General features: G+C 62.3%; 13 protein-coding genes. 1 reads left to right on the plus strand and 12 read right to left on the minus strand.

The features are described 5' to 3' along the window. Nucleotides 1-14: 14 nt before the first annotated feature. From ACZ9H4_RS01805 to ACZ9H4_RS01840, 8 genes are all read right to left on the minus strand, one after another. Nucleotides 15-1,214, minus strand: coding sequence for an amidohydrolase family protein (locus ACZ9H4_RS01805; RefSeq protein ID WP_408139281.1), 1,200 nt, complete (start codon nucleotides 1,212-1,214; stop codon nucleotides 15-17). A 71-nt stretch (nucleotides 1,215-1,285) separates the two neighbouring features. Further along, a complete protein-coding gene (locus tag ACZ9H4_RS01810) occupies nucleotides 1,286-1,999 on the minus strand; it encodes an ABC transporter ATP-binding protein (RefSeq protein ID WP_476118103.1) in 714 nt (237 codons plus the stop codon). Next, a complete protein-coding gene (locus ACZ9H4_RS01815) occupies nucleotides 1,996-2,814 on the minus strand; it encodes an ABC transporter ATP-binding protein (RefSeq protein ID WP_476118104.1) in 819 nt (272 codons plus the stop codon). The genes ACZ9H4_RS01810 and ACZ9H4_RS01815 overlap by 4 nt, the downstream gene beginning before the upstream one ends. Next, nucleotides 2,811-4,754 carry an ABC transporter permease gene (locus ACZ9H4_RS01820; protein ID WP_408152123.1) on the minus strand — a complete coding sequence of 648 codons (1,944 nt, stop codon included), beginning with the start codon at nucleotides 4,752-4,754 and terminating at the stop codon, nucleotides 2,811-2,813. Before ACZ9H4_RS01820 ends, ACZ9H4_RS01815 begins: the two co-directional genes overlap by 4 nt. A gap of 175 nt (nucleotides 4,755-4,929) precedes the next feature. Beyond that, nucleotides 4,930-5,514, minus strand: coding sequence for an amino acid synthesis family protein (locus ACZ9H4_RS01825; protein ID WP_408139287.1), 585 nt, complete (start codon nucleotides 5,512-5,514; stop codon nucleotides 4,930-4,932). Between the two features lie 52 nt (nucleotides 5,515-5,566). Further along, on the minus strand, nucleotides 5,567-6,157 hold the full coding sequence (locus ACZ9H4_RS01830) for an amino acid synthesis family protein (RefSeq protein ID WP_408151907.1): 591 nt from the start codon (nucleotides 6,155-6,157) through the stop codon (nucleotides 5,567-5,569). Continuing rightward, the gene (locus tag ACZ9H4_RS01835; protein WP_408139291.1) at nucleotides 6,133-7,095 is read right to left on the minus strand and encodes a UPF0280 family protein; all 963 of its coding nucleotides are present in this window, start codon (nucleotides 7,093-7,095) and stop codon (nucleotides 6,133-6,135) included. The genes ACZ9H4_RS01830 and ACZ9H4_RS01835 overlap by 25 nt, the downstream gene beginning before the upstream one ends. A 48-nt stretch (nucleotides 7,096-7,143) precedes the next feature. Next, a complete protein-coding gene (locus tag ACZ9H4_RS01840) occupies nucleotides 7,144-8,748 on the minus strand; it encodes a 6-hydroxynicotinate reductase (protein ID WP_476118105.1) in 1,605 nt (534 codons plus the stop codon). Between the two features lie 385 nt (nucleotides 8,749-9,133). On the opposite strand from ACZ9H4_RS01840, the gene ACZ9H4_RS01845 reads away from it, so the two are divergent. Continuing rightward, entirely contained in the window at nucleotides 9,134-9,841 is a 708-nt protein-coding gene (locus tag ACZ9H4_RS01845) for a TetR family transcriptional regulator (protein WP_408139294.1), read from the plus strand. 65 nt (nucleotides 9,842-9,906) lie between these two features. Here ACZ9H4_RS01845 and ACZ9H4_RS01850 read toward each other — a convergent pair whose 3' ends face one another. The 4 genes from ACZ9H4_RS01850 to ACZ9H4_RS01865 all read right to left on the minus strand — a co-directional run bounded on the left by ACZ9H4_RS01850 (nucleotide 9,907) and on the right by ACZ9H4_RS01865 (nucleotide 12,723). Next, nucleotides 9,907-10,305 (minus strand): DUF3658 domain-containing protein, encoded by a 399-nt coding sequence (locus tag ACZ9H4_RS01850; RefSeq protein ID WP_476118106.1) that lies wholly within the window; start codon nucleotides 10,303-10,305, stop codon nucleotides 9,907-9,909. A gap of 104 nt (nucleotides 10,306-10,409) precedes the next feature. Further along, entirely contained in the window at nucleotides 10,410-11,150 is a 741-nt protein-coding gene (locus tag ACZ9H4_RS01855) for a hypothetical protein (RefSeq protein WP_408323788.1), read from the minus strand. 307 nt (nucleotides 11,151-11,457) lie between these two features. Continuing rightward, nucleotides 11,458-11,832 (minus strand): DUF3658 domain-containing protein, encoded by a 375-nt coding sequence (locus tag ACZ9H4_RS01860; protein ID WP_408323786.1) that lies wholly within the window; start codon nucleotides 11,830-11,832, stop codon nucleotides 11,458-11,460. A gap of 669 nt (nucleotides 11,833-12,501) precedes the next feature. Then, nucleotides 12,502-12,723, minus strand: coding sequence for a hypothetical protein (locus tag ACZ9H4_RS01865; RefSeq protein ID WP_408323784.1), 222 nt, complete (start codon nucleotides 12,721-12,723; stop codon nucleotides 12,502-12,504). Between the last annotated feature and the right edge of the window lie 53 nt (nucleotides 12,724-12,776).

The raw sequence follows: 12,776 nt of genomic DNA on the forward strand, positions 1-12,776 counted from the left end.
CGATCCGTGCGCGCTCAGAACACGACCGGCACTTCCGTGGCCGGCGGCGTATTGCGGCTGCGGCGGCAGCGGATCAAACCGTCGATCATCACCATGCCCACACCCGGAATGTCGCCGAGTTGCACGCTTTCGAGCAGCGTATCGGCCGCCGTGTGTTGCGCGCGGTCCATGAATACGAGGTCGGCGGGACGGCCCACTTCGATCAACCCCTGGCGCAGGTTGCGTTGCCGCGCGGTGTTGCCGGTCGCGAAGCAGAACGCGATTTCGGCGGGCACGTCGGCGAGGCTCGCAATCAGCGCGATCATCCGTAGAATACCGAGCGGCTGCACGCCGGAACCGGCGGGGCTGTCCGTGCCGAGAATGATCCGGTGCGGACACTTCAGTTCGATCGCATGACGCGCTGTCAGCAAGGCGATCCGTTCGTTGCCGTTGTGGACGATCTCCAGCGCGCGGCTCGACTGCTCGCACAGATCGCACACATGCCGGTACGACAGCGACGTATGCCCGCCGTTGATGTGGCCGATCACGTCGGCGTCGGCGGCGAGCACCACGTCGCGATCGATCAGACCCGATCCGGGAATCGACGGCCCACCCGTGTGAATCGTGCTTTGAATGCCGTACTTGCGCGCCCACGCGACCATCTGCGCGGCTTCCTCGCCGCCCTTCACACTGCCGAGACCGACTTCGCCGAGCAGCTTCACGCCCGCTTCCGACAGCTCCTTGAAGTCCTGTTCCACCATGCCCTTCTCGATCACGGGCGCGCCCGCCATCACCTTCACGCCGCCGCCGACACCCGCGCCGCGCATCCCTTCGAACGACCGTTGCGCGGTAATTGCCAGCGCCTTCACGCCGAGCACATCTTTCGGACGGCCAGGCAAATGCACTTCGCCGGCGGAGATCATGGTCGTCACGCCGCCGTTCAGATTCGATTCGATCCAGCCCATCTGATTCTGGCGCGGCGTCCAGTCGCCGAATACCGGATGCACATGCGAGTCGATCAGGCCGGGCGCGACTGTCGTGCCTTTGCAATCGACCGTGGTGCGCGCGCCTTCGAGGTCGCAGTCCTTCTCCTTGCCGAGCGCGACGATCACGCCATCGTCGATCACCAGTGTGTTCGCGTCGAGAATCGGCTGGTCGATATCGCCGGATAACAGCAGCCCGATGTTCGTTACCGCGACCTTGCCCGACAAGCCTGTCAACGTCTCTGCTGCCATCTGCCTCTCCTTTCGCAACAATTGCCCGGCCACACGGACGTGCCTGACGCACGCCCCGCGCGCCGCTGGAATCACACGCTCAGATAAGCGCGCCTGACTGTTTCGTTCTGTGCGAGTTCGCCGATCGTGCCGCTGAAACGGATCTGCCCTTTTTCGAGCACGTACGCGCGGTCGCTGACCAGCTCGGCAAAGTGCAGGTTCTGTTCGGACAACAGAATCGACAGCCCTTCGCGCTTGAGTTCGAGAATCATGTTCGCCATCTGTTCGACGATCACGGGTGCCACGCCCTCCGACGGTTCGTCGAGCAACACCAGGTACGGATTACCCATCAAAGTGCGCGACACGGTCAGCATCTGCTGCTCGCCGCCGCTCATCTGGCCGCCTGGGCGACGCGGCATTTCGCCAAGGTTGGGAAACAGGCGAAACAGCTTGTCCGGCGTCCATTGCGGCGCGCCTTCGCGCGGCGGCTGGCGGCCGGTGTCGAGGTTCTCCATCACGGTGAGATCGGCGAATACGCGACGGTCTTCGGGCACGAAGCCCATGCCTATTCGCGCGATTTTGTACGGCGGCAACGCGGCGATGTTCTGCCCGCGAAACGTCACCTCGCCGTGACGGCGCGGCAGTAGGCCCATCACCGCTTTCATCGTCGTCGATTTGCCCGCGCCGTTGCGGCCCATCAGCGCGACGACTTCGCCTCGGCCGACTTCGAGACCGACGTCGAACAGGATATGGGCGCGGCCATAGAACGCATTGAGACCGGAGACTTTCAGCATCGGCTCGCTCATTGCTGTGCTCCTTGTCCTGCCTGTCTTGCCTCGCCACTCGCCGTGTCATGCAGCGGCGCGTGCGGGCGGAAAGTCTTGCCCGTGCCGAAATAGACTTCCTGCACGCGCGGGTCGTTGCGGATCGTGCCGGCATCGCCCTCGGCGATCAGCTTGCCGCGCGCGAGCACGATCATGCGATCGGCGTACGCGAATACGACGTCCATGCTGTGCTCGGTAAACAGCACGCCGATCCTGTGTTCGGTGACGAGCCGTTTGGTGAGCGCCATCAACTCGTTGCGCTCCTTCGGCGCCATCCCGGCGGTGGGTTCGTCCATCAGCAGCAGCTTCGGACGGTTGGCCAATGCAATGGCCAGTTCGACACGCTTCACGTCGCCATACGCGAGCACGCCGCACGCACGATACGCATCGGCGCCCATGCCGACCTGTTCGAGCAGCGCGAAGGCTTCGTCGGCGTAACGCGAGCCGGCGGACTTCCAGAGTCCGAAGGTTTTGCGTTCGCGCGAGACCAGCGCCGTCTGCACGTTTTCCAGCACGGTCATCGAATTAAACGTGGCGGCAATCTGGAACGTGCGGCCGACGCCGAGCCGCCAGATGTCGCGCGGACGCATGCCGACCAGTTCTTGACCGTCGAGGCGGATCGATCCTGAAGACGGTGGCAGTTGCCCGTTGACCATGTTGAAACAGGTCGACTTGCCTGCGCCGTTCGGGCCGAGCAGCGCGAGCAGCTGACCGGCTTCGAGATCGAACGAGACGTTGTCGACCGCCTTCAGGCCGCCGAACGATCGTGAGAGACCGGAGACGCGCAGCAGGCTCATAGCCCCTCCTTGATCGCGGCTGCGCGTTGCGACGGCTGCGCGGCGCCTGTATCTGCGGCGTCGGCGCTGTCGTCGCCGAAACGCTCGCGGATAAATCCGACGATTCCCTGCGGAAACGCGATCACCAGCAGCAGGATCGCGACGCCGAGCAGCGCCTGCCAGTAGTCGGTTTGCCGCGCGACGGTGTCCTGCAGCCACGTGAATACGGCCGCGCCGACGATCGGTCCGCTCAGGGTCTGCAAGCCGCCGAGCAGCACCATCACGAGGCCGTCTACCGAACGGCTCACGCTGATCACTTCCGGCGAGATCGTCCCCTTGGAAAACGCGTACAGCGAGCCGGCGAGCCCGCAGAACAGCGACGCGATCACGAATGCCGCCCACTGCACGCGCTTCACGTCGATGCCGATCGCCTCGGCGCGCAACACGGAATCGCGCGACGCGCGCATCGCATAACCCAGCGGCGAGAACAGCATCTTGCGCAGCAGCCACACGCCGATCACCGCGCACACGAGCGTCAAATAGTAAAACGCCACCGGCGACGACAACCAGTTGGACGGCCACAAGCCCAGCACACCATTGCTGCCGCCAGTCACATCGTCCCATTGAAAGACGACCGACCAGACGATCTGCGCGAATGCGAGCGTCAGCATCGCGAGGTAGACGCCCGAGAGGCGCACGCAGAACCAGCCGAACACCAGCGCGCCGCCGACCGCCAATAACGGGCCGAGCAGCAAGGCGGCCTCCATCGGCAGATTCAGCACTTTGAGGAACAACGCGGCGCCGTATGCACCGAGACCGAAGTAAGCCGCGTGGCCGAACGAATGCATGCCGCCCGGTCCCATGATGAAATGCAGGCTCGTCGCGAACAGCACGGCAATGAGTATCTCGACCAGCAGCACGGGCATGTAGGGAAACGCGTTAGCCGCGAGCGGCGCGAGCACGAGAAGCAGCAACACGAGCGCGGCCAGCCATTTGAGCCGTTTGCCCGCCGGACGCAATGGCGTTTCCGGCGCCGCCATGCCGCGCACCGCGGCGCCCGCACGGCCCAGCAGACCCCAGGGCCGCACCACCAGCACGACCGCCATCACGACGAATTCGGCCACCAGCGTAAAGCGGCTCAATGACAAGCCGACGCCGAAGATCGTCACGTGACCGATGCCGATGCACAGCGCCTTGATCTCCGCGATGATCAACGCGGCGACGAACGCACCCGGAATCGACCCCATGCCGCCGACCACCACCACCACGAACGCATTGCCGATCGTCTCCAGGTCCAGCGACAGATTCGCCGACATGCGCGGCCCTTGCAGCGCGCCGCCGAGACCCGCGAGAAACGCGCCGACAAAGAACACGCCGGTAAACAACCACGCCTGGTTGATGCCGAGCGCGCCGAGCATCTCGCGATCCTGAGTCGCGGCACGCACCAGCGTGCCCCAGCGCGTGCGCGTCAACGCATACCAGAGCAGCAGCAACACCACCGGCCCAATCACGATCAAGGCGATGTCGTAAGTCGGCAGCGGATGGCCGAGGAAATCGACCGCGCCGGCCAGATGCGGTGCGCGTGGCCCGAACAGGTCTTCCGGGCCCCACAGCCATAGCGCGGCGTCGCGAAAAATCAGCACCAGCGCGAAGGTGGCGAGCAGGTGGAACAACTCGGGCGCCTGGTAGATGCGCCGCAGTACGATCATCTCGACCAGCGCGCCGAGCACCGCGACCACCAGCGCGGCGGCCAGCACCGACAGCCAGAAGCCGGCCGCCGTCTGTCCGAAGCGGCTTGCGATGCTATACGCGACATAGATGCCGAACATATAGAACGAGCCATGCGCAAAATTGACGATGCGCGTCACGCCGAAGATCAGCGACAAACCAGCGGCGACGAGAAACAGCGTCGACGCATCGGCGAGTCCGTTGACCAGCTGTACCAGCAAATTCGAAAACATCGCGACCCTCGGCAGCTCGCCGGACGGCGCGTATGCGGCAAGCGCATTCGGCACGACCGGCAGACGTTGCAGCGCATGCGGCCCCATGCGCGCACACGTCAACGGCATCACACCCGTAGAAAGTCCCCTTCGGGGCCTGCGAAAATAACCGAAAGCAAAACTCAGCGCAAACCGTTCAGCGCAAACCGTCCTCGCCTTTGATCTCACTCACCTGCAATCCGCCGATGCGCGGCAGCGGCCGGCCCGACGCCGTCACCGCGACCGCCACGACGATTTCGTTGGCGCGCGGCGCGTCCGAAACACGCGCTTCGATCGCATCGAAATGACTGCGCACGAAAGCAGCGTCCTTGTGGCCGAGCGGCACGTCGATCGCGGTGCCAAGCGTGCCCATCTTTTTCGCCGACGGCACCAGCGCCGCGCCCTTCTCTACCGCCGCCCGCAGCGGTGCGCCGAGTTTCGGATGCAAAATCGCGGCGGCGTGCTCCAACTCCCCCGCTTCGCCGACGATCGCGGCCTTGCCATAGCTCTGCGCCTCGCCGGGCGCGATACCGAGCGCTTCGACGCAGCGCTTGCCGAGCAGCGCGCCCAACGCTTCACCGGCTTCGATCAGCGCGTCGAGTTTGGCCTCGTAGCGGCCCGCATACGGATTGTCGATCACCGCGATCGCGACCGCGCGACGCGCGGGCGGATCGATGCTCTGGCCCATTTCAATGCGTGTTTCGTCCACCTGCACGACCAGCTTGCGAAGCTTGATTGCCATTTCGCTCTCCGAGTTTCGATATTGCGGCGTTTTGCTGTGTGGATGCAATGCTTCAGCGCAAACCGTCCTGACCCACGATCGCCTCTTTCGCGAGACCGCCGACGCGCGCATGCACGCGCTGCCCGGTGCTCATCACGAGGATGTAGACCAGTTCGTCCGCGGCGGGCGCGCCCGGCACGCGCACTTCGATCGCATCGAAATGGCTGCGCACGTAGCTCGCGTTGACGTGCGTGAGCGGCACGTCGAGCGCGGTGGACGGCGCGCCGACTTTTTTCGTCGACGGCACGATGGCGTTGGTCGGCACGCCGTGCTTCTCCAGCAACTCGCGCATCGCATAGCCGCCGGGCACATGCCACAGCGCGCCATGCTCGAGTTCGCCCCGCGAGCCGACAATCGCGCCCTTGCCATAACTTTCGATCGACGCATGCGGCACATCCATCGCCGCCAGCAACCGCTGCGCCATATCGAAGCCGATCGGTTTGAGCGCTTCCATGGCGGGCTGGATGTTCGCTTCGTAGCGGCCGGCGAACGGGTTCGTCATCACCACGGCAATCGCGCCGCGTCTGAGCGGCTGCGCGGGCGCGGGGCCGAACTCGTGGAAGATATCTTCGACGTGCGTCAGCACGCGGCGTATTTCGAACACGGAGCCTCCGTTGTTGTAGGCGCGCGCGACGTGAGCCACGCGCCGGTCTCGTGAATCCCGGCGACGCGCGCCCGCCCTTGCAGGAACAGCGCGGCGCCTTCGATCAAGCCTTGCGCGCGCAGACGCTGCGCGGCCTCCACGCCGCGCGCGAGCGCGAGGTCGATCAGCGGCGCCGGCAATGCGGGGACGTCGACGGTGACGAGTTTGTCGCCGAGATCGCTATCGTCTTTCAACGACGAAGCAGGACGACGCACGATTCCAACGTATGTCAGGCCGTGCGTCAGTTCGTCGTCCAGATTCACGGCATTGGCGATCATCGTCGCGGCGGCGTCGGCGGTGGCGGCGTTGCGAGCGAGCACGGTCACGCTGTCGGCGATGCCGAGACTGAAGCTGCGGCCGCGCCAGCCGCTGGTCGCGACGCCGCGCACCGGCAGACCAGCGTCGAGCGTCAGTTCCGCGTCGAGCGCGTGATCGCGCGAGAGATGCGCGCCCGAGCAGTTCGCGAGATCGGCGAATACGCCGACGCGGTACTGCTGGCCTTGAGCCAGATGGAGCGCGATGTCGCCGCCGTTGTTGATGAACGCGCGCGCGATGCCTTCGCGCGCAAACGCCGCGATCAGTTCATCGGCGACGCTGCCCGCCACGGCCGCCATCGGCGTGATGTACCGCGCGCGATGAGGGTGGCACGCTGACCACATGCGGCGCGCCACCGGGCCATCCAATACGGTGTCGTTCAGTGCGTCATCGATGTGTATGGGCTGCCGAAGCAGCTTCAATTCGCCGACCAGTTCCGGTAAGACGTCGGAAAAACGCGCCCAGCACGCCTGATACGCAGCCTGCACCGCCGCGGGCTCGCCGTCCGCGCCGAGGATCAGATCGATCGGCCCGTGCTGCCAATGCCAGCGGCTTGCATCGAGCCGGGTGCGGGTGGGGGTCATCGGATGGATCGCGTTCTCGTGTGGGCGGAGTTCGTGTGATTCGTGCCGTTAGCCGAGCATCGGCGGCATCGCCGGCGGCCACGGATTGTCGGGATGGCGCGCCAGCGTGCGGCGCGAGAGCGGCGCCCCATCCGTGTGTTGCGGCCCGTTCGCGAGGACGCTCTCCAGTGAGCGCACCGCATCGAGATGGCCGCCGAGGTCGCGATACGCGTCATACGTCATCGTGAATTCGATCGGCGCGACGATCGCGGGCGTCGGCACCGTGCCGAACGAGTGGTCGGGCATGCGCGAGACATCCACCATCACGGTGATGCCCCCGCCTGGCCATACATAGGCCGGCGCGCCGCCACACGTCACGTTCACCAGCTTCTGTTTGATTGCGCGTGTGAGCAGCACCGGATTCTCGGTCGCACCCGCGCGCAGACTGCCGCCCGCGCCGCCGAGAAACAGCACGGTGGCGAGCGACGGCTCGCAGTTCTCGCCAATCCGCTCGACCGTGCGGCGCACCGCGTCCGGCATCGGTGCGATGCGCGGCACGAGATCCTGGTCGAGTTCGTACCATTGCGCGTGTTCGCCGGTTGTCGACACCATCAGCAAACGCAGGCCCGGCTTCGCAACGGCGGGATCGAAACCTTCGACGATCGCCAGCGGGTCCTGAATGTCGGTGCCGCCCCAGCCCGTGCCGGGATTCGCCACCTGAAAATAGCGGCCGGGCGTCGATTTGCGTCCGCGAATCTTCAGACCCGAACGCGTCATGCCGAGGCATCGGCCTGCCTGGTGTTCGGTGAGCACGCCGGTAATGTGATCGTCGACGACCACCACTTCATCGGCATGACCAAACCATTGCTTGGCGAAGATGCCGATGGTCGCGGAACCGCAACCCACGCGCATGCGCTGCTCCTCCACGCCGTCGACCATCGGCGCCGCGCCCGCGCGAATCACGAGACTCGCGCCGCCGTCGATGCTCAGCTCCACCGCTTCCTTGTTGCCGAGCGCGAGCATCATGTCGCACGTCACGCGGCCTTCCTTCTTGCTGCCGCCGGTCAGATGGTGCACGCCGCCCAGGCTCAGCATCTGCGAGCCGTACTCCGCCGTGCTCACGTGGCCGACAATCTCACCGTGGCAACGCACGTTCGATTGCTCCGGTCCGAGAAAGCGGTCGGTGTCGATCTTCACCTTGAAGCTGCAGTAGCTGAAAATGCCTTCGGTGACGACGGTGATCATATCGACGTCGTCGAGTTTCGAGGCGACGATGAAAGGCGCGGGCTTATAGTCGGGATAGGTGGACGAAGCGCCGACGCCCGTCACGAACAGGGCCTGTTCGGCGCCGGGATCATGCGCGGCGGACGAGGCGCCGAACTCGACCTCGGTTTCCTGCTTCTGATCCGCTTCGTCAGTTGATGGCGAGCGAGCGAGAAACACGACGGGATCGACGCGAATCAGCCGCCCGTCCGCATTCGCATAACGATCACACGCGCCGGTGCGTCCTTCGGAGATCTGGCACAGCACTGGGCATGCATTGCATTCGATCTTGTTCGACGCCATCCGCTCGCTGCGCGGCGCCGTCTTCTCGAGCACGGTCGGACCAGGCGTCGACGCGGTTTCGCCATCGACACCGTCCGCACCGAAATCGACCTTCGTATGTTCTGTCATGGTGGGGTTCCCATACGACGACATTACAAGCGGTCCTGCCCGGCCGACGAATCACCCTTGTTTCAGGGGACTTTCGTGTGACTCGCCAATTTTCATGTTGCGGTCACTCACCGTTCATGTAGTATCTTCTACACCAAACTTGATTGAAATCTACTCGATCAAAATTGAGTGTGCAACGAGTTTCCGGTCGGGTCGCGAATGCTGCAACGCGGCATCGTCACGCGAATCACGCTTCAATCTACGCCGATGCACGAGAAACGCGCAGCACGTGCGGCGGCGGCCACAGCGGGCTTATGATGGAGATGCGCCGCGCCCGGGCAGACTTGCCCGAACGGCCCGCGCGCACGCCGTTCGACAGACGCCAACAACGAGATTCGAGACCACCATGAGTCCCACCGCCGCCCGCAAGCCGGGCGCCACCGGCATCCGAGCGAAACAGGCGCAAGACACGCGCGCCAAGCTTCTGAAAGCGGCCATCAAGGTGTTCGCGAAACAAGGCTATGCCAGCGGCCGGGTCGAGAGTATTTCGAAGGCCGCGCGCTCGCACGACCGCATGATCTATTACTACTTCGGTAGCAAGGAGCAACTGTTCGTCGAAGTGCTGGAAACGATTTACACGCAATTCAACGAAGCGGAAAGCAAACTCGATCTCGATCTGGACGATCCGGTGCATGGTCTCGAACAGATGGTCGAATTCGTCTGGCAGTACTACCTCGATCATCCCGAGTTCGTCACGCTGCTGTCGAGCGAAAACCTGCACCAGGGCAAGCATGCGAAAAAATCGCTGAAGCTCAAGGAGATTTCGGGCTACGCGATTTCCGTCGTGCAAAAGTTATTGGACGCGGGGCATGCGCAAAACGTATTTCGTGCCGATATCAAGGCGCGCGACGTGTACCTGATGATCGCGTCGCTCGGCTATTTTTATAACGCCAATCAGTACACCCTGGGCGCGTTTCTCGGCGAGCCGTTGATGGAGAAGGCGGCGCTCGAACATTGGCGCGAGGTTATCAAGGATACGGTGTTGCGGGCGGTGCGGGTGGAGTTGTCGGTGAATGCGGTGGATAGCCGCGAACTCGGACGCAGCCCCGTGTGAAAACGCCCGCGGGGCGGCGGGCGTGGGCAGGCATAGTCGGGACAACGCGAAACGGTATCGATATCTTACTCGTCCTTTATTGGACCCCGTTGCAGCCCCTCGCTCGAAGTGGGAATACACTCTCCGCTGGCGGCTTGGGGCAAACGGACTTCGCTATAACGCATCCGGTTCAAGTTCCCAACCGACTCGATCAATCCTCTCGCGACCATCAACTTGATACGCTGCGCGTAAAAGACATCGATAATGTCCGGATAAAAACTTGTATCGGAACCCATACCGAGGGAAACGATCAGCGCAACCTTCCGGTAATTGCCGGTCAAATTCCGCAAAAGTGCGGCATCGATCGTTCGCAGATCGGCCTCGCTTAGACGATCTGCTGCCGCCTGTTGTGCGGCGGTCAGAGGCGGGTCGTCTGCATCGTCATCATCGAAATTGTCGTCGTGTTCGTCGGTCGATTCGTTCACTTAATTACCTCTTGCAGTTTTTTCAATGTAACCGTTAGACATCGGATGGCCTTCGCTCAGTTTCACGCTAACAGACTTCTGATGCATCGGAATAGCACCATGCTCTAGGATCCTGCGAAACCTTGATACGGATTGCCTCCACATCGGGCAGGCAAACAGCCAGCAAAACACTTATTAAAATTTCGATACCATATGTTTGGTTTTCTGAAATCTCCAGCGGCGTCGGAGCACGTGACCTTACAGGCTGCGCGCTCCGCGGCACATCCGTCGTCATGGCATTTGACGATTCCGCCATCTGTAGACGAATTCGAACCCAAAGGCGAATTCAATAGCGAGGACGAATAGACCACGGGCAGGCTGAGCAGCGATTGAACTGAAATATCCATCGGTCCGCCGGCCGTCAAGACGCCGGTTTGCGGATTGTAGAGTGCGCGAGGGTCCGGGCCAAGTACAGGCCACGCCTTGGCGAACACGTAACAGTCCATGCACACCGGTTCAACGTCCGTCTGGGAGCCGGTCGTTTGCGATCCCGCCACGCCAGCGGCTGGGACGATAGGTGTGACACCGTTTTCGTAATTATTCAACCATAGGTCGACGGCGTCGCTACTTATCGCGGTGGCCGTGCCGTTGTCCGTCTTCAAAGTACCAGTACGCGAAATCACCTTCCCATCCGGCGAGTAGCCGTATTCGACCTGGAGCGTACGTTTGACGTTACCGCTTTCAGGTACTGCGTTGGCGAAAATCCTGAAAGTGGTAACGCGTCCTCGAGCGTCATAAGCAGCGTCCGCGCTGAACTCATTCAGTGTTACGCCCGCAATCCGGTGCGCAGCGTCGCGCGCGATCACTGGCTGCACCCAGCCTGGGAAACGACTGGATACCGATCGAATATTGCCACTGTTGTCGAAGATCGTTCCCCACGCCCATCAACTTGATACACGGTGCGTAAAACGCGTCAATAATATCCAGACAAAGGCTCGTATCGGAACCCGTGCCGAGGGGAACGATCATCGCAAGCTCCCGCGAATGGCCAGTCGAATTCCGAAGAAGTACGGCATCGATCGTTCGCAGATCACTTCGCTTAGATGACCTGCTGCCGCCTGTTGTGCGGCGGTAAGAGGCGGGTCGTCCGCTTCGCCATCGAAACCTTCGTCGTTACGGAATTTCGGCCGACGGAGGATGGCACTGATTGCCAACGGGCGGCAAGCAGACTTCGCTGTATCCCATCCGGTTCAAGTCGCCCACCGCCAAAAGCAGCCCCTTCTCAACCATCAGCTTGATACGTTGGGCGTAGAACACGTCAACAAGGTCGGGATATAGCTTCTTGTCGGCATACGCGTTCATGGTCGTCCCTACGATCCGGGCCACTTTGCGCCAGTTATCGACGACGTTTGCGAGAATCGCTGCGTCGATGGCTTGCAAATCGGCCTCTGTCAGCCGGTCAACCGCTTGTTGTTGAGCAGCGGTGAGCGGCGGGTTGTCGGCCGCGGGGTCGTAATTGGCCGGATACTCGTGAACTGACTTGACCATTCGTTTAATCCCTCCAGATGCTGAGTAAAGTATTTTGGATCATTTGGCTAACGGTGTAGTACGAGCCCGGAACATCTCGCGATATTCCTTTGCAATCAAAAACCGCCACACCGAGCTGGCATGCAACTTCGCATACAGGTCGAAAATTTTCCGGTCCACACGTGCGGCTGGTTGAAATCGGTAGCGGCTCGAGCGCACGTTTCTGTGCAGGCCGCCTTTTCGGCCGCACATCCGTTGTCGTTGCACTTCACCATTCCCCCGGTGTTGCGCTTCACACTTGAAACCGCCCATCTAAAGCCGAATAGGCTGGCGGGGTATTTACCAAAGCCCAATTATCAATGCCCACTGGGCCGCCACCCGTCAACTGCCCCGTGCGTGGACTGTAAAGTGCGCGAGCATCAGGGCCGCCTGCCCGGGAGGAGCGTGCCGAACCCACAGGGGTGAGTGCGACGGGCGGTGACCGACAGATATCTTATCGACGGTCCTCATCACGGCCTATCGTACCGGTCCGGAAACGGGATTCAGTCCGCATCAACTTCATTGCGCTCGTTACTTTCGACAAGCCACTTGTCACGCGGATGGACTGACATCGGTTTCGCAAATGAAAACGCCCGCGCAGGGCGGGCGTCGCACGAACGTGCATATCAAGCCCACTTCCATCCGGGGCGATTACGGTTTTGACTCGTCAGCAGCGCCCTGATGCGGGTATCGCGTAAGAGTCATATATTGCTTGATTTCCGGCTGACCTAGCGCGAGCATGTTTAACATCGTTGCTCCAATCCCTTGGGCGCACAAGTCGTCAATCTTGAAATCTTGCATCTCCAGCGGAAGCGGCACCGCGAATTTCCCTGCCAATATTGGCTCCAACTTGCGGCGATCAATAGCTTGCAAAGCAAACTCCTGACTGTCTTCCAGGTAGCTTAGAACAATACAGTACGGCCGAT

The sequence above is a fragment of the Paraburkholderia sp. TE9906 genome, from assembly GCF_056279605.1.